This is a genomic window from Pontibacter aydingkolensis (assembly GCF_019443125.1).
In the GTDB taxonomy this organism is placed as follows: domain Bacteria; phylum Bacteroidota; class Bacteroidia; order Cytophagales; family Hymenobacteraceae; genus Pontibacter; species Pontibacter aydingkolensis.
This window is the reverse complement of sequence record NZ_JAHYXK010000007.1, coordinates 160,414-177,662: the sequence shown is the minus strand read 5'-3', so window position 1 is coordinate 177,662 and position 17,249 is coordinate 160,414. Positions and strand designations below refer to the sequence as shown.

The following is a 17,249-nucleotide window of genomic DNA, read 5'->3' as shown; positions in this document are numbered from 1 at the left end:
ATCGAGTGGGGGTAGCCATTTTCATGAAGGCACCTCATACACCACTCCTTCACTGTCAAGCACCACAACCTACTTTGTTTCAAGCTACAGTACTACCACAGGTTGCGAGGGCTCTACAAGAACGGCAGTGACCGCCACCATTAACCCTATACCTGCTGCACCAACTGCCACAGGCGCCTCGCGTTGCGGGACAGGCACCGTTACCTTAACTGCTGCTGGCGCCCCAGCCGGAGGATCTTACAGATGGTACACCGTAGCTACGGGCGGTACTGCCATCACTGGTGCAACTAGTGATACGTACACCACCCCAAGCATAAGTGCTACCACAACGTACTACGTTTCTACAGTAAGTGATCAAGGTTGCGAGAGCCCAAGGACGACAGTGACCGCCACCGTTAACCCGGACAACCCAGCAGTTTATTCATCACCGAATAACTATACAAGGAATGAGCTATCAAATGGGAAAACAGTAGCAACTGTTACAGATCCTGATGGAGCTATAACAAGTGCGGCGGTGATAGGCACATCACTTCCAAGTTTTTTAACTTTGAATACAACCTCTGGTGCTATAACGGTTAATTCGGGTACACCTGTAAATGGAGTCTATGATCGTACAATTAGAATTACTGATGCAAACGGTTGTACCTCAGATGTGCCCGTTACTATTAACATTACAGAAGAGGCCGCTCCCTTACCGGTTGAGCTTGTTTACTTCACGGCATCAGTTACAACAAATGGCGCGTTACTAAAATGGTTAACTGCTTCTGAAACTGACAACGATCGCTTTGAGATCGAACGCAGCCGCGATGGCAAGGCATTTACAAAAATAGGCACTGTAAATGGTAACGGCACGAGCAACCGCTCTATCAAATATGCCTTCACCGATGTCCAGCCGCTGGCAGATGTAAGTTACTACAGACTGAAGCAGGTGGATTACGACGGCACTTCAAAGTACAGCAAGACCATAAGCATCCAGAACAACAGACTATCTACTCATGCTGTGCTGCAGGCTTACCCGAACCCATTTAACAAAACGCTGCTTGTAACGATAACTGCACCGTTAGCAGAACAGGCTGTACTTACACTTTACAACCTGCAGGGCCGCGTGCTGCTGAGCATACCGGTTGAGCTGCAGCAAAATATAAACAACTTCGAACTGGACACTCAAGAACTGCCAACCGGGATCTACATCCTTAAAGTTACAAGCACTACTACCGATATTACAACTAAATTATTAAAGCGATAATCTATAGTATATAGTTTTGTGTAAAGGCCGGCCTGCAGGGGTTGGCCTTTTTTATTTGCCCTTGTTTTAAACCATACCGAAAAGCTGTTTAGTTTTTATTAATTTTGTAGCTAATATCCATTATACTTAAGCTTTTAAATGAAAATCTTAAAATTCGGCGGAACCTCTGTAGGCTCTGCTGAGCGAATGAGGGCGGTTGCCTCGCTTATCAAGAGTGATGAGCCTAAGATTGTAGTGCTTTCGGCTATGTCGGGTACTACAAATGCGTTGGTGCAGATCGCAGAAAAGCTGTATCAGAATAAAAACCAGGAAGCAAAGGAGTTGATTGACTCTTTACAGGATAAGTATAAACAGGTGGTAGAAGATTTCTACACCTCCGCAGATATTAAGAAAAGGGCTAACGAGCTTATCACAAATCATTTTGATTTCATCCGTTCGTTTACCCTGGATCTGTTTACGATACACGAAGAACGTGCGGTGCTGGCACAGGGCGAACTGTTGTCTACGGCGCTTTTCCAGTTTTACCTTGAAGAACAGGGCATCGCTTCGGTGCTTTTGCCGGCGCTTAACTTTATGAAGATCGATGAGAACGAGGAGCCGGATGCGGAGTATATTGCCAAGAACCTGAAGATTGAGCTGGAGAAATACCCGGACACGAACCTGTTTATCACACAAGGCTACATTTGCCGCAATGCGTTTGGCGAGATAGACAACCTGAAGCGTGGTGGCTCAGATTATTCTGCCTCGTTGATAGGTGCTGCTGCAGATGCCTCTGAGATACAGATCTGGACGGATATTGACGGAATGCACAACAACGACCCGCGCATAGTAAAGAACACTTACCCGATTGCCGAACTCTCTTTTGATGAGGCAGCGGAGCTGGCATACTTTGGGGCAAAAATATTGCACCCAAGCAGCGTGTTGCCGGCCAAGCAGAAGAATATTCCGGTGCGCCTGCTAAATACCATGCAGCCTGAGGCTAGGGGTACTATTATTACCTCTGAGAGCAAAGGCGGAAGTATAAAGGCAGTAGCTGCTAAAGACGGCATCACGGCTATCAAGATAAAATCTGGCCGCATGTTACTGGCCTATGGTTTCCTGAGAAGTGTGTTTGAGGTGTTTGAAAGGTATAAAACGCCCATCGACATGATCACTACCTCTGAGGTTGCCGTTTCGATCACGATTGACAACAGCAAGTTCCTGAACGAGATCGTAGCGGAACTGAAGGAATTTGGCCAGGTAGAAGTAGATACGGACCAAAGTATAATCTGCGTAGTCGGTGATTTTATTGCTGAACGTAGTGGCTCCGGCCTGAAGATATTTGAGGCGCTGAAGCCAATACCGCTGCGCATGATCTCCTATGGCGGCAGCAAGAACAACATTAGTTTATTGATTAACACAAGCGATAAAGTAGAGGCGCTTACAAGATTAAACGATGGAATCTTTGAGAGAAACAACGGAAACCATGCTTAAGCAACACCTGCAGGAGCTACAGCAGCATCCTACACCGTTGTATGTCTATAACATGGACCTGCTGCGCCAAACATTACAGGCGGTAAAGCAGGAGGCCGGCAAGTATAACTATCATGTGCATTATGCTTTAAAAGCCAATGCCAACACACCAATACTTAACGAGATGCGCGCATTTGGCTTTGGTGCCGATTGCGTAAGCGGTAACGAGGTAAAAGCAGCTATCGAAAATGGCTTTACGCCGCAGGAAGTAGTATTTGCCGGCGTTGGTAAATCCGACGAGGAAATTAATTACGCCCTGGATCAGGACATTTTCAGCTTTAACTGCGAGTCGAGTCACGAACTGGAAGTGCTAAACGAACTGGCAGCAGCAAAGGGGAAAACAGCGCGTATTGCCTTGCGCATAAACCCAAACGTAAACGCCAACACGCACAAGTATATTACGACAGGCCTGGAGGAGAATAAATTCGGTATCAATGCCTGGGAGCTTGATAGTGTACTTTCACAATTACAGCAACTGCCTAACATCAAGCTGATCGGAATTCATTTTCATATTGGTTCTCAGATTACAGACCTTTCAGCGTTCAGAAACCTTTGCACACGTGTAAATGAGTTCCAGGACTGGTTTGAGGCCCGCAAGATTGAGCTAGAACACATTAATGTAGGCGGTGGCCTTGGCGTGGATTATTACCACCCGGAGCAGAACCCAATCCCTGATTTTGAAGCATACTTCGGTTTATTTAGCCAGTTTCTGGAGGTAAGGCCGGGGCAACAGGTGCATTTTGAACTGGGTCGTTCGCTGGTGGCACAATGCGGTACGCTGGTTTCGAGGGTACTGTACATCAAAAACGGCATCACAACCAACTTTGCTATACTTGATGCCGGCATGACAGAACTCATCCGCCCTGCCCTATACCAGTCATACCACAAGATAGAGAACTTAAGCAGCACCAAAGAAGAAGTACGTTACGATGTAGTAGGCCCGATCTGCGAATCGTCGGACTGCTTTGGCAAGGCGGTAATGCTACCGGAGACTAGCCGCGGCGACTTAATTGCCATACATACGGCAGGCGCTTACGGAGAGGTAATGGCATCTGCCTACAACCTGCGCACAAAAGCTAAGGCACTATACCTGTAAGTATAAAAAGCACAAAATAAAAAGCCCGCACTTGCCAAGCATGTGCGGGCTTTTTTGTTACAGTGTTAGGTTAGCGGGTAAAGTCTGCTTTGCTCTTTCCGTCAGCACCACGGTTTAAACCAGGCCGTGCAGGCACCAACGACACTACAAAGTCAGGCTCAGCATGTGTTATACTTTCCTGGGCTTGCAGGTAGTTAGCAAGCTCCAGCGCATTGCCATCTGAGTTCTTATCTACCTTTACTATATATACTGCATCACTCAGTTTGGCTACTACAGCGGCATTATAACCTTGCAGCAGCTGAATTAGCGCAGCTTGGCTGCCGCTTCTCACTGTTACAATAGCTTCGTTGCTTACACCCAGCAGGTTATCATCTTTTACAAAGTATGGCGCTGTATAAGATACCAGTTGGTCGTTTGCCAGCACATGAATAGCTTGTTCAGCCTGCTTGCAGTTAAGTCCGTCTACCAGTTCCAAAGTATAAAGTGTGGCAGAGTTGGTGCTTGTTGGCGAGCCAAGGCTATTAATAAAGCCATACTTTTCTACTGCTGCTTTCTGCTCATCGTAAGTGCTACCCTTTGCGAAAGACACCAGTATCTGCTTAGTATAAACCGAGCCCAGGCTAGTTTGCTCATTGCCATAGAAATAAGAGTAAGAAGCACAGGGCGAACCATCCATTGACTGGTTTAGCAAATTTGGGTCAAAACGTACGTTTCTGATCGGGGAGCCGTCTTCCTGTCTGCAAGAGGCCAGGGCAAGGATGGAGAGGGTATAAATGAGTAGGGGTATAATTTTTATCTTCATCTCGGTACAATTTTAAGGTCACTTCATTACTTAGATGTACGTGCATATTTATGTTATAGCTACAATTTATCACACCTATTTTTCGGTGTTAAAGCCATATGGTCTATCTTTAATCCATTTTATTAACATAAGTATATTTCTTAATACTAAGATTATACTATTCAACGTTATGCATTGATAGGCAATTATTTACCATTGCCAAACAAGTGCTTCCCGTACTCATTCTTTCTTATCCTGCATATCATCTGATAGAGGCATAACAGATTAGTATAACCTACTTACATATTACCCATTTACAGGTTCGTAATTTCTCAGTGCATGCACTTGGCCGTATTTATACTTTAAACAAGAAACCTTGCAATCTGTTGCAGCTAAATAGAAAGCTTCCCTTATTTAGTTAGCTTGCGTTTATATTTAATAAGATGAGAATACTCCTGACCGGCGCCAACGGCTACATCGGCAAAAGACTATTACCGCTGTTAGTAGAGCAAGGGCATGAAGTAGTTTGTGTAGTGCGTGACCCCAGGCGCTTTGATCTGCCTCAAACCCTGAACGAAAAAGTACAGGTTATAAAAGGAGATTTGCTGGACCAGGATTCTCTTGCTAAGCTACCTATTAATATAGATGCCGCTTACTACCTGGTGCATTCTATGGGCGGGGCTGGAGACAACTTTGCAGAATTGGAAACCACGTCGGCACAAAACTTTGTGAGCTACCTGAATACAACTACTGCCCGGCAATTAATTTACCTGAGTGGCATTGCCAACGTAAATAACCTTTCAAAGCACCTCACCTCCCGCCTGCATGTGGAAACTATACTTGGCCAGGCCAGGGCCAACCTTACGGTATTGCGCGCCGCCATTATTATTGGCTCCGGCAGCGCCTCCTTCGAGATACTCAGAGACCTTGTGGAAAAGCTGCCTGTTATGATCACACCAAGATGGCTAAACTCCAGGTGTCAGCCTATTGCCATACGCGATGTCATGTTTTACCTAACGCAGGTACTCGACAACCCTGCATGCTTCGGTAACAGCTTTGAGATTGGTGGCCCGGACACACTTACTTATAAAGAGATGATCCTGCGCTTTGCCAGACAACGAGGCCTGAAACGTTACATAATTTCGGTACCAGTGCTCACGCCGCGCCTGTCATCTTATTGGCTATACTTTGTAACCAGCATCAGCTTTAGCCTGGCAAAGAGCCTGGTAGATAGTTTGCGAAACGATGTGGTAGTAAAAGACCATAGCATTGAAAGTATAATTCCGCACCAGTGCCTTGCCTATGAAAAGGCGATTGAGCTTGCTTTCAGCAAAATTGAGCAGAACATGGTGGTATCGAGTTGGAAAGACTCGCTTGTAAGCGGCAACATGCACCTGAACTACATGGATTTTATCCAGATTCCGGAGTTTGGTGTGCTTACAGATAATCAGCGCCGGAAATTTAACAGGCCGGTATCCGAAGTGCAGCAGAACATCTGGCGGATTGGTGGCGAACGCGGATGGTACAAAACGGACTTTCTGTGGCGGATAAGAGGCCTGTTGGATAAGATGGTGGGAGGCGTTGGCCTGAGGCGTGGCCGGAGAAGCCCTATTGAGCTGAAGGCCGGCGATACCATTGACTTCTGGCGTGTGCTGGTTGCTGATGAAAACCAAAAGCGCCTGTTGCTCTATGCCGAAATGAAATTGCCCGGAGAGGCATGGCTTCAGTTTAAGATTTGTGAGGAAGCTGACGGCAACTACCTGGAGCAACTAGCCGCTTACAGGCCTAAAGGTTTACTCGGCCGCTTGTACTGGTATGCTGTGCTGCCTTTCCATTTTGTTATTTTCGGAGGGATGATCCAGAATATCATTGACTACCAGGAGTAGCTGCGCCATAAATTAAACTCCCGCAATATTCAAAGTATAATACAATTTATAGGTCCTTAAATATAAAACTTAAAACTTAAGCCTTAGTATACTTCAATATAAAATTCAAACTATATTTTAGTAGTCTCAAGACATATAAAACTGTTTCTTCAATAATTTTTCCAGCCCTGTAAATAATAATTAACTTTGCTCGTCTACTACACAAAACACCTGATGGAGGCTATACAAGAAACTAACTTCTCATTTGCCGGCCAAACCGGATTTTACAGGGGCAAAGTTCGTGACGTTTATTATTTCGAGGATAAAATAGCAGTTGTAGCTACAGATCGCATCTCTGCCTTTGATGTGGTGCTGCCACGCGCTATCCCCTACAAGGGCCAGGTGCTTAACCAAATTGCAAGCCTTAACCTGAAAGCCACCAAAGACATTGTTCCCAACTGGGTGCTTTCTACCCCCGACCCTAACGTGACCATCGGATACAATTGCGAGCCTTTTAAGGTAGAAATGGTGATCCGTGGATACTTGGCAGGGCATGCCTGGCGCGAGTACAAGGCCGGCAAAAGAAGCGTTTGCGGTGTAACTTTACCAGAGGGCCTTAAGGAAAACGATAAGCTGCCGCAGCCTGTTATCACTCCTACCACCAAAGCCGATGAAGGCCACGACGAAGACATTTCGAGAGAAGAAATTTTAGCGAAAGGCCTTGTTTCTGAGGAAGATTACACTAAATTAGAGCGCTATACGCAGGCACTTTTTGCCCGTGGCACAGAGCTGGCAAAGCAGCAAGGCCTGATTCTGGTGGACACCAAGTATGAGTTTGGCAAGTATAACGGCGAAGTTTATTTAATAGACGAAATACATACACCGGACTCTTCGCGTTACTTTTACAGCGAAGGCTACACCGAAAGGCAGGCCAGCAGCCAGCCACAGCGCCAACTCTCTAAGGAGTTTGTTCGCCAGTGGCTGATTGAGAATGGCTTCCAGGGCAAAGAAGGCCAGCAAATACCGGAAATGACAGAAGAAGTTGTAGCGGGAATTTCTGAGCGCTACATTGAGCTTTACGAAGTTTTTACCGGTAATAAATTTATAAAACAAGATTACAGCAATGCTCTGAAAAGAATAGAAGCGCAGCTGAAAGAAAACATTTTTAACACCAAAGATTACAAAATTTAAAGTAGATTTGGTACATTTGCTTTTAAATCCTTATAGGTAGATCTATGAAGTACACGATTGATAAGAAAGAAAACTACACAACCATCACGATAGATGAGAAGAAACTTGATACTTCCATCGCACCCGATCTTAAATCTGAGTTCGTGAAGTTGAATGCTGAAGGGATCACCAACCTGATTCTTGACTTAAACAACGTTAAATATACTGACTCTTCAGGCTTAAGCTCTATACTGATCGCAAACCGTCTTTGCAACTCATCAAATGGCTTACTAATTTTGACAGGACTACAGGACCACGTGATGAAACTGATCACAATTTCTAAACTAGAGTCTGTGTTGAATATTCTGCCTACAGTAGAAGAGGCTATTGACCGTGTTTTCCTACACGAGATTGAGCAGGACCTTACAAACAAAGAAGACTAAATAAAAGCCGCCTGTGGTGGAATTCGAACTCAGAATACTTGGCAGTTCGTCGGCAACACCATCGGCAAACAGGCACCATACCGCCCAGGTTTTAACCATTGGCAATCAGTATCACCTGATTGATTGCGGAGAAGGTACTCAAATGCAGCTGATGCTTTACAAAATAAAGCATCAGCGCATTTGTAACATCTACATCAGCCACCTGCACGGCGACCATTACTTTGGGTTGGCAGGCTTGCTGTCTACCATGCACCTGCAAGGTCGCCAAACTCCATTGCATCTCTTCGGCCCTCCGGGCCTATCCGAAATCTTAAGCTTACAGTTAAAGTACTCCGGTACCAATTTGGTATACCCGCTTATTTTTCATGAGCTGGATACTACCTGCAGCAAAAAGATATTCGAGGACAAACAACTAACGGTACACACCATACCAATGGAGCACCGCATACCCTGCTGCGGATTCCTGTTTAAAGAGAAACTTAAGCCGCGACCGCTCCTAAAGGAAAAATTGCCACCCCACCTAACGCCTCCCCAACTGGTGCGGTTAAAATGGGCCGAAGACATTAAAGACGAGCAAGGCAATGTGCAGGTATACTATAAAGACGTAACCGGCGAGCCAAAACGCAGCCGCAGTTACGCCTATTGCGCCGACAGCCGCTACAAGCCCGACATCATACCTATAGTGCAGCACGTAGACCTGCTTTACCACGAGGCTACATTCCTGGACGACATGCGTGAGCGGGCCAGTTATACGTTTCATAGCACTGCCCTACAGGCCGCTAAACTGGCCTCACAGGCAAAAGTAAACAAGCTTGTGCTGGGGCATTTTTCTGTGCGCTATAAAGACCTTACACCGCTTTTAGAAGAAGCAAAACAGGTTTTCCCGGATGCAGATCTGGCTGTTGAGGGAAGCGTGTTTAGTATAGAGGAGTAAGACCGGTGATGAAAGGGATTTAAAAGATTACGAGGATTTCTTTTATCGGTAGTACAATTGGTTTTTACATCGCCACATATCCAGCAAAGGTCAATAAGCTTGTTTCTTTAAAAAAACTTAGAATTCGCTATAAACAACCTGCTTTCTACAAAGTCAGAAATGCTGTACTTTCCCATAATCGAAAAAAGTCTGAACTTGCCCAACTACATACCAACACTCTATAATAAAATATGAAAAGCGTTCTAAGACTAGAAGACATTGCCAGGTTTATACTTGCCTATACTTTAAGCCTATACCTGGGCTATAGCTGGTGGTTGTTTTTTGCTTTACTCCTTGCCCCTGACCTAAGCATGATCGGTTATTTGTTTGGCACAAAAGCCGGAGCCTGGTTATACAACATCTTTCATCACCAGGGCTTGGCCATTGCAGTTGGTCTGGCAGGTTTATACTTTGGTGTAGCGTGGCTACAACTTGCGGGCCTTATACTTTACGGTCACAGCGCCATGGACAGAGCTTTAGAATACGGCTTGAAGTATACAGACAGCTTTAAGCATACCCATTTAGGCTGGATAGGCAAACAATCCGGTTAAGCACCTGTTCCTTTGCAGCTACATTTGTCTTTCCTAATATTTTGTAAATTAGCTTTTCAATAATGGCTTAGCTGCTAATATTATGGCTCAACATACTTCTCTAGAGAGAAAACGTACCAATTTGTTCCTGGTACTAAGCGGTATTTTTATTTCCAATGCATTACTCGCAGAACTTATTGGTGTAAAAATTTTCTCAGGAGAAGCTATTTTTGGGTTGCCAGGCGCTCAGATACCATTGTTTGGCGATAGCATGCTAGACTTTAACCTGTCTGCAGGTGTTATTATCTGGCCGGTTGTTTTTATCACCACCGATATTATAAATGAATACTTTGGTAAAAGCGGGGTTAAAAAGGTAAGCATACTTACAGTTATACTTATACTTTATGCCTTTCTGGTGATTACCTTGGTTACCGGTTTGCCCCCTGCCCCATTTTGGCTTGAGCTTAACAGTACCGATGCAAATGGTAATCCTTTTAACATCGGCTTTGCTTACAACGCTATTTACCGTCAGGGGCTGGGCATTATTATTGGCTCTGTAGTAGCTTTCCTGATATCCCAGTTTCTGGATGCTACCGTGTTTCATTGGCTGCGAAAGTACACCGGAAGTAAAAAGATCTGGCTCCGCGCCACAGGATCTACACTCGTGTCTCAACTCATCGATAGTTTTGTAGTGCTTTTTATTGCCTTCTTCCTGTTCGGTAACTGGACCATGGAATTGGTGTTGTCAGTAGCGGCGTTAAATTACTTATACAAGTTCCTGGTGGCAGTATTGCTTACGCCATTGTTATATGTGGCTCATTCGCTAATCGATAACTATTTAGGAGAGACTAAGATTCTTGTGATTAATTGATTTTTGGATTCAGGAGTTACAAATTTAGAAAGGATAACTTGTTGTGATGCGATTCGTAAATCCTGACATATCACGAAATTCAATATTGGAATTCGATCAGCTAACACACAAAATCATTGGTTGTGCCATGCAGGTGCATCGAACACTCGGAAGTGGATTTCCGGAAGTAATATATCAACGTGCTCTTGAAATAGAATTTAAAAAGCAGGCATTACGCTTTAACAGAGAGATGCAAATGACCATTTACTATGATGGCATTAATATAGGCACTCGTAAAGTAGATTTCTTTGTAGAAGACAACATAATGGTTGAGCTAAAAGCAGTGTCAAAGCTGGAAGATAACCATCTTGCACAAGCGTTAAATTACCTGGAGGCTTATAACCTGCCAATTGGTTTACTGATAAATTTCGGTGCAAAAAGCCTGGAATCCAAACGGCCGTACAATACAAAACATCTCTTATATAAGAAATCCCAAAAGCGTTAAAGAGACTATTAACGAGTTTTATAAATCCGTTACTGCCCAACGCACCTGCAATCATTAAAATCTATAAATCAGAAGCTTATAGGCTATAACCTGTAAATTCTAAAAAATAAATCCTAAAATCTTTTAATCCTAAAAATCCTAGTCTACCTTTGCAGTCCTTATGCCAGCTCATTTAGCACATACACAGATTTTTATTACAGGCTACGTTCTCCACGACTTGTAAGAGTACCCTTTCTAAGATCAGGGCTACTACAGCCCAGCTATTCCCATTTTTTGATTTAGTATTTTTTTGGAGGGACGATTGTGTTCAAAGGCAGTATTATGGTTTTTCTTGGAGCGTGTAGCTTCGGGATTCTTTCGACTTTTGTAAAATTAGCATATAAAGAAGGTTTTACCTTGGGTGACGTGACTGGCACTCAGGTATTTTTTGGGTTGATTTTTCTTTGGGTGATGGTGTTGTTGCGACAGCTGCTTGGCAGCAAAAGCAGCAGCACGTCGTTCAGGGAAAAGCTACAACTCGCAGCAATGGGCACCAGCACAGGGCTCGTTAGCATTTTTTACTACAAGTGCGTTCAAACAGTACCAGCATCTATTGCCATACTTTTACTCATGCAGTTTACCTGGATGAGCCTCGTATTTGATGCCATACTGAAGCGCAAATTACCAAAGGCGTCGCAGGTTAGTATGGTCATACTTGTGCTACTGGGCACTTGCCTGGCAGGCAGGCTCTTTTCCGGCCAGCCACAAACCTTTGACTGGGCCGGGATAGGTTACGGTTTACTGGCTGCATTCTGCTATACTATATTTCTGGCTGTAAACGGTAAAGCCGGCAACAACATGCACCCGATAAACAAGAGCGCTATACTTTTAACCGGGGCAACTATACTGGTGTTCACTATTTTTCCGCCGGTATTCCTGGTAAACGGCGCTTTATTTGATGGCCTGTTAAAATGGGGATTGGTGCTATCAATTTTCGGAACAGTGCTGCCTCCTATACTATTCGCCTATGGTATACCTAAAACCGGACTGGGTGTAAGTGCCATACTTAGCTCGGCAGAGCTGCCTGTTGCAGTGCTTATGTCGTGGGTGGTGTTGCAGGAAGAAGTATGGCCCGTACAATGGGTAGGCGTGGCCCTTATACTTTTGGCCATACTGGTGGCAAACTGGAAAACGATCTTTAAAAAGAAAAAATACGCTGGTGCACTTGCCGCATCCGGTTCATAAAATATACTTCATTACCTACTTTAATCTGATACTACTGCCTATGATGCTATAAAAGTTTTAAAATTTGAATTGGTTGATTTACGATGGTTAGGTTCGGCGAAGCGCTGTTCACTAACCATTATTTTTTACATGCATATTTAACAGAAAAGCTGCTCCTGATCAATGCTGACAACATTTTACTGACTAGGACATACAATAATACAGGAGCTGCATTGTTATATAAGTATAGTTTCAAAAATTAAAGTATTCTACTAACGCACATCCCATATCTATTAACTGCTTGCTGTAAACCTCTACTTTATTTCAACTCTTATTTTAATACATTACAGATGAAACAGTTTCTTGCAGTTATTCTCGTGTCAGCGTTTTGCACCTTTTCAAACAACAGCCAGGCAAGTAATTTACTTGACTCTGCTGCACCGGCAATTGCCAACTCCGCAACCACAATTGCAGCCTATACCGGCACATACCAGGGTACACTGCCCTGCGCTGATTGCCAGGGCATAAGTATAGAGCTTACCTTACAAGAAAACGGGAAAGCGAAGAGCAAGACGTTTGTACTTAAGCAAAAATATCTGGGCAAGTCAGCCAACGCGAATGCGCATACTATTACCGGCAAGTGGTTTTTGGCAACCGGCAATAAGCAAAACCACAAAGCTAAAATCTTACAGCTTATCCCCGACGGCAAAGAAGACCTGATGTACTTTGAACTGCTGAAGGACGGAAGTATAAAATTGCTGGATAAGCGCCAGGCCCAGATCAAATCAAAGCAGAATTATACTTTAAAAAAACAGCGGGCCTAAGGTATTTTGGCAATTTCCGGTAGATGCTTCAATAAACAGGCATTTTAACTTAAATTGCGTGCCGAACATACTTACTATATATAAATGGCACGTTACCTTACCGGAATTCAGGCTACTGGCAGGCCACATTTGGGCAACCTGCTGGGTGCTATCGTTCCAGCTGTAGAACTATCCAGATCTTCTGAGCAGGAGTCGTTATACTTTATTGCAGACCTGCACTCACTTACCACTGTGCGCGATGCAGAGTTGCTGCGTAGCAATACCTATGCCGTGGCAGCTGCCTGGCTTGCATTCGGTTTTGACACAGACAAGCACATTTTCTACCGCCAGTCAGATGTGCCGATGGTAACGGAGCTAACCTGGTACCTGAGTTGCTTTACGCCTTTCCCAATGCTGGCTAACGCGCACTCGTTTAAAGATAAGTCTTCCAGAAGAGGTCTGGCTGAGGTGAATGCCGGTTTGTTTACCTACCCGGTGCTGATGGCTGCTGATATTTTGATGTATGATGCCAACATAGTGCCCGTAGGAAAAGACCAGATACAGCACCTGGAAATTACCCGCGACATTGCCAGCTCGTTTAACCATACTTACGGTGAAACATTTGTACTGCCCGAAGCCAGGGTAGACGAATCGGTGATGACCATACCAGGTATAAACGGTGAGAAAATGAGCAAGTCGTATGGCAACATCATCGATATTTTTGAGGCTGAAAAACCGCTGCGCAAAACTATCATGAGCATTGTTACCGACAGCAGAGCACTGGAAGAGCCAAAAGACCCGGACAGCGACACGGTATATAAGTTGTACAGCCTGCTTGCCTCCCCAGACGAGGTAGCAACCATGCGCGACAACTACATGGCAGGCGGTTATGGCTACGGCCATGCAAAGCAGGCATTGTATGAGCTTATACTTAAAAAGTATGCCCACGAGCGCGACCTGTTTAACTACTATATGAATAACCTGCCCGAAGTAGACAAAAAATTACTGGAAGGTGCCGAGAAAGCCAAGGCCATTGCAGCACCTGTATTAGGCAGGGTGAGGCAGAAGCTAGGTTTCTAGTAACTATTGCATAAAACAGAAATCGCCTGCTAAACTTAAACTAGCAGGCGATTTCTGTTTTATCCTTATAGATGATTACATACCACCATAGTATTTGTTATACCTTGTGTTGTACTCATTAGCATCTAAGGTACCATCTCTGTTAGTATCCCATACTTTAAATAAACCATCCGAATATTCTCTCTGGCTTATCTTGCCATCACGGTCCATATCCCAGTCACGCATGTAGTTGCTCTTCATAAAGCCTGTTCTAAATTCGGTGTCGCTTAGGTTATTGTCTTTGTTTGTATCCCAGTCAGCCCAGCCCTGGCCGGTAATACCGTAGTCAGCTGTGGCAGTACTCCATTCCGCTTCATCTAACACGCCATCATTGTTAGAGTCCCATGCTCTGTAAAAGGTCATGTTAAACTCATTTTCATCCAGATTCCCATCTGCGTTAGCATCCCACTGAGAATACATGTTGTTAGACTCGAACGTAGTGCCAAAACGATCATTATCCCAGGTATCCATTGCTGTTGCATCTGTATCGTCAGCCATTACATCTGTTTCTGTAGTAGTTTCGGTAGTCTCCATTTCAGAGGCTGTTTCTGTTCCGTTTGTTGTACAAGCCGATGCACCGGCTAAAAGGGCCACTCCTAGCCCTATGCTTAAAATCTTATTAATATTCACAGTTTTCATCTCTCTACTATTTAAGGTTTTACACTAAAACATTACATAAAGTGTACGAACCAGGGCAGCGCTTAGGTAAAGATATTACCTACAGACTAGCAAAAGACTTATTTTGATGGGTGTAGGTGGATATTAGCATGGCAAGCATACTTACCCAAGCTTTACGAAAGGGCTGCAAATATTGTACTTTAACAATAATTAACCCAATAAAAAAAGCACTTGTACTGTTATACTACAGCGGCAAGTGCATCTCAAAATAAGGTAAAAGTAGACTTATGCGTTCTCCTGAATAATCAGGTCGGCTGAAGTGCGGTTAAGCGCAATCGGGATATTGTTGATAACGGCCGTGCGTATCAGTGTCTGGATGTCGTGCTCGTGGCCATGAGGTGTTTCGGCATCTATGAAGAAAATCACTTTCTGAACCTCTCCCTGCAGAATCTTGGCTGCAAGTATAATATCGCCGCCACTTGGGCCGTGGCCAAAAGGTTTTACATCCAGGTCCAGCATATCGTTTATCAACTGCGATGTGTTGGAGGTGCCTATCAGATCATGCTCCCGCAGAATGTTGTAGTTTACTTTTGCCCAGTTCAGCATATCGGTTTTGCGGCTGTTGTGGGCAATTAAGGCAATTGTTTTTCTCATATTATCTTTTGTTTACAAAGCCACCATTGTAGTGGCCTCCATTAAAGATAACAGAATACCGAAGATAAAACAGCCTGTTTACAATTTGATAACCTGTACTTCCGGCATCCGGACTATTTTATCACAATTATCCGCTCCTCAAGAGCCAGAGAATTTCAGCGGTTACTTCTGTCTACTTCATACTTCACAAATTCTCTTTGGGTAGTCTCGGAGCCGGATACTCTATACTTTTAGTTGATGATGACATAACTTTGGGTCTCGTTTTTATCCCAATAGCCGATCACCTGCACCGTGGAATCCTGTAGGTTTATTTGCCCGAAAGCTGTGAAAGAAATTAGAAGCGTAAGGGTGGTAAGTAAAAGTTGTTTCATACGGGTGTTTTGTGGATAGTATGAACAAGTATAATTAGAATTTTATACTTGCCGCAATTTTATCAAATAATGGTTTGTATTGGGTAAAGTTATTAAGGCAAGATAAAGCTGACTATGTTGGATGAGTTATTCCCATAAGTCGGAAAAAGATGAGAAATATATCCACCTTCCGTATTGTTATATTGTATAAACATTGAATTACCGGGATAGGCTCTTAAATAAATTCTATCGCCTGACACAAAACCTTTATCGCGGAATAGTTGAAGAGGGAGCAGGGAAGAAAATGAAGCTGCATTGCCAGTCTTCCCCCCAAAACTGCCAATATTATTCCTCATTTTAAAATTAGTGGAAGATACTTGCGAGCTTTTACTGAAGAAGAGCCAATGAGATGCTAAATACCATTCATTTGAGTTGAACTCTGTAATAATCGGGATAGAAACCTGCCCATTATGAAGGCTTGGGCCTAACAAGGAAGTTATCGCAGGGGGTAGTTCGGCTAGCTTAATAAAGTTAAGTGAGTCTGTAGCGGATTGGTGGTTATAGTTCAATGAATCAAATCCACGGTAATTATCTTTTTTAAAGTTAACAGTCAACTTTCCGTAGGCTATATCTCTGAAAGAAAACTCCCCTTTTACATTTGTGGTGGTTGATACCTTGTTGTCACCAATCAAAACTTCGACTATTACTCCTTCCTTATTGGGAAGTTCTTTTTCGAATTTGTCAAAAAGAGTGACAGTACCTACAAGATCGCCAGCTGTCACTTCTGGTGTAGGTTCATCTGATGTGCAGCCAACTAATAACAAATAAGCTACTATAACAGTACTCCAAAAATAACCTTTATGCATTTCCTCTACTAATTAAATTATTTAAACTTATGCCAACAACCTTATCTCAACAGCTACTTTATACTTTAACTACTAAGCATTTAAATTCTCGAAACACAATATAAACAGAAAACTCTGACCAAGTATAAAAAAATTGCCGCACCCACCCAGCTCAAAGCATTGGTAAGTGCGGCAAGTATAAGCCGTATAATTACAGTTCTTAATTAAAGCATGTTCTATTCAGCTGTCCAGAGCACACGCTCCTGATCAGAAAGTACAAGCAGAATGCGTGGCGGGTTAGCTACCAGCACCAGGCGCATCTCCACACCCGGAAAAGAGTCAGACTCAACCCAAACACCTTCAGATTCTTCGCCTTCTTCCAGTTCTTTGCCATCTAAAGAGCTGGCCAGGTAAGCTGTAGGCAACAGAATATCGGCGTCAGATTTTATTTTGCCATGCACATCTTCCAGGGCGTCTTCCAGCAAATCGCCGAACTCTTCGTTAAAGTCGTCCTCCAAGTCGTGCAGTTCTTCTTCAATATCATCGTAGCGGGCATCGTTATAATCCAGAGCATTCAACTCCTGCTTCTTCGCAAGTATGTCAACGATGGCACTGTTAAGGGCAATTGCATTCATAGCATTATGTATTTTTTACAAAGTTGTCAACATGCCACAGCAATTGCAAGT

The 17,249-nt window shown here is 43.9% G+C and carries 19 protein-coding genes; 13 read left to right on the top strand and 6 right to left on the bottom strand.

Annotated elements, in window-relative coordinates:
• The 3 genes from K0O23_RS10695 to lysA all read left to right on the top strand — a co-directional run.
• On the top strand, window positions 1–1,246 hold a 1,246-nt coding region (locus K0O23_RS10695), incomplete at its 5' end, for an Ig-like domain-containing protein (protein ID WP_219877410.1).
• A 138-nt stretch (window positions 1,247–1,384) separates the two neighbouring features.
• Window positions 1,385–2,719 carry an aspartate kinase gene (locus K0O23_RS10690; RefSeq protein ID WP_219877409.1) on the top strand — a complete coding sequence of 445 codons (1,335 nt, stop codon included), beginning with the start codon at window positions 1,385–1,387 and terminating at the stop codon, window positions 2,717–2,719.
• A complete protein-coding gene (gene lysA / locus K0O23_RS10685; RefSeq protein WP_246597040.1) occupies window positions 2,691–3,854 on the top strand; it encodes a diaminopimelate decarboxylase in 1,164 nt (387 codons plus the stop codon). Before K0O23_RS10690 ends, lysA begins: the two co-directional genes overlap by 29 nt.
• 70 nt (window positions 3,855–3,924) lie before the next feature.
• Here lysA and K0O23_RS10680 read toward each other — a convergent pair whose 3' ends face one another.
• Complete coding sequence (locus tag K0O23_RS10680; protein WP_219877408.1) at window positions 3,925–4,656, bottom strand: hypothetical protein; 732 nt, start codon at window positions 4,654–4,656, stop codon at window positions 3,925–3,927.
• Window positions 4,657–5,078: 422 nt separating this feature from the next.
• Between K0O23_RS10680 and K0O23_RS10675 the strand changes: the two genes are divergently transcribed.
• The 10 genes from K0O23_RS10675 to trpS all read left to right on the top strand — a co-directional run bounded on the left by K0O23_RS10675 (window position 5,079) and on the right by trpS (window position 14,057).
• Window positions 5,079–6,521 (top strand): SDR family oxidoreductase, encoded by a 1,443-nt coding sequence (locus K0O23_RS10675; RefSeq protein WP_219877407.1) that lies wholly within the window; start codon window positions 5,079–5,081, stop codon window positions 6,519–6,521.
• Between the two features lie 213 nt (window positions 6,522–6,734).
• Window positions 6,735–7,691, top strand: coding sequence for a phosphoribosylaminoimidazolesuccinocarboxamide synthase (locus tag K0O23_RS10670; RefSeq protein WP_219877463.1), 957 nt, complete (start codon window positions 6,735–6,737; stop codon window positions 7,689–7,691).
• A gap of 44 nt (window positions 7,692–7,735) precedes the next feature.
• Entirely contained in the window at window positions 7,736–8,113 is a 378-nt protein-coding gene (locus tag K0O23_RS10665; protein ID WP_187066453.1) for an STAS domain-containing protein, read from the top strand.
• 16 nt (window positions 8,114–8,129) lie between these two features.
• Window positions 8,130–9,047 carry a ribonuclease Z gene (locus K0O23_RS10660; protein ID WP_219877406.1) on the top strand — a complete coding sequence of 306 codons (918 nt, stop codon included), beginning with the start codon at window positions 8,130–8,132 and terminating at the stop codon, window positions 9,045–9,047.
• 230 nt (window positions 9,048–9,277) lie between these two features.
• The gene (locus K0O23_RS10655) at window positions 9,278–9,637 is read left to right on the top strand and encodes a DUF4260 domain-containing protein (protein WP_219877405.1); all 360 of its coding nucleotides are present in this window, start codon (window positions 9,278–9,280) and stop codon (window positions 9,635–9,637) included.
• 82 nt (window positions 9,638–9,719) lie between these two features.
• Entirely contained in the window at window positions 9,720–10,487 is a 768-nt protein-coding gene (locus tag K0O23_RS10650; protein ID WP_219877404.1) for a queuosine precursor transporter, read from the top strand.
• 85 nt (window positions 10,488–10,572) lie between these two features.
• Window positions 10,573–10,971 (top strand): GxxExxY protein, encoded by a 399-nt coding sequence (locus K0O23_RS10645; RefSeq protein ID WP_246597039.1) that lies wholly within the window; start codon window positions 10,573–10,575, stop codon window positions 10,969–10,971.
• 321 nt (window positions 10,972–11,292) lie between these two features.
• A complete protein-coding gene (locus K0O23_RS10640; protein ID WP_246597038.1) occupies window positions 11,293–12,195 on the top strand; it encodes an EamA family transporter in 903 nt (300 codons plus the stop codon).
• Between the two features lie 329 nt (window positions 12,196–12,524).
• The gene (locus tag K0O23_RS10635) at window positions 12,525–12,998 is read left to right on the top strand and encodes a copper resistance protein NlpE (protein WP_219877401.1); all 474 of its coding nucleotides are present in this window, start codon (window positions 12,525–12,527) and stop codon (window positions 12,996–12,998) included.
• Between the two features lie 84 nt (window positions 12,999–13,082).
• Window positions 13,083–14,057: a tryptophan--tRNA ligase gene (gene trpS, locus K0O23_RS10630; protein ID WP_219877400.1), complete on the top strand. Its 975-nt coding sequence runs from the start codon at window positions 13,083–13,085 to the stop codon at window positions 14,055–14,057.
• Between the two features lie 75 nt (window positions 14,058–14,132).
• On the opposite strand, the gene K0O23_RS20380 is transcribed toward trpS, so the two are convergent.
• From K0O23_RS20380 to K0O23_RS10605, 5 genes are all read right to left on the bottom strand, one after another.
• Window positions 14,133–14,726 (bottom strand): EF-hand domain-containing protein, encoded by a 594-nt coding sequence (locus tag K0O23_RS20380; protein WP_219877399.1) that lies wholly within the window; start codon window positions 14,724–14,726, stop codon window positions 14,133–14,135.
• A 273-nt stretch (window positions 14,727–14,999) separates the two neighbouring features.
• Window positions 15,000–15,368, bottom strand: coding sequence for a methylglyoxal synthase (locus K0O23_RS10620; RefSeq protein ID WP_219877398.1), 369 nt, complete (start codon window positions 15,366–15,368; stop codon window positions 15,000–15,002).
• Between the two features lie 230 nt (window positions 15,369–15,598).
• Window positions 15,599–15,739, bottom strand: coding sequence for a hypothetical protein (locus K0O23_RS10615; protein ID WP_219877397.1), 141 nt, complete (start codon window positions 15,737–15,739; stop codon window positions 15,599–15,601).
• 92 nt (window positions 15,740–15,831) lie between these two features.
• On the bottom strand, window positions 15,832–16,584 hold the full coding sequence (locus K0O23_RS10610) for a hypothetical protein (RefSeq protein ID WP_219877396.1): 753 nt from the start codon (window positions 16,582–16,584) through the stop codon (window positions 15,832–15,834).
• Window positions 16,585–16,799: 215 nt separating this feature from the next.
• Window positions 16,800–17,198: a hypothetical protein gene (locus K0O23_RS10605; RefSeq protein ID WP_219877395.1), complete on the bottom strand. Its 399-nt coding sequence runs from the start codon at window positions 17,196–17,198 to the stop codon at window positions 16,800–16,802.
• Window positions 17,199–17,249: the final 51 nt, after the last annotated feature.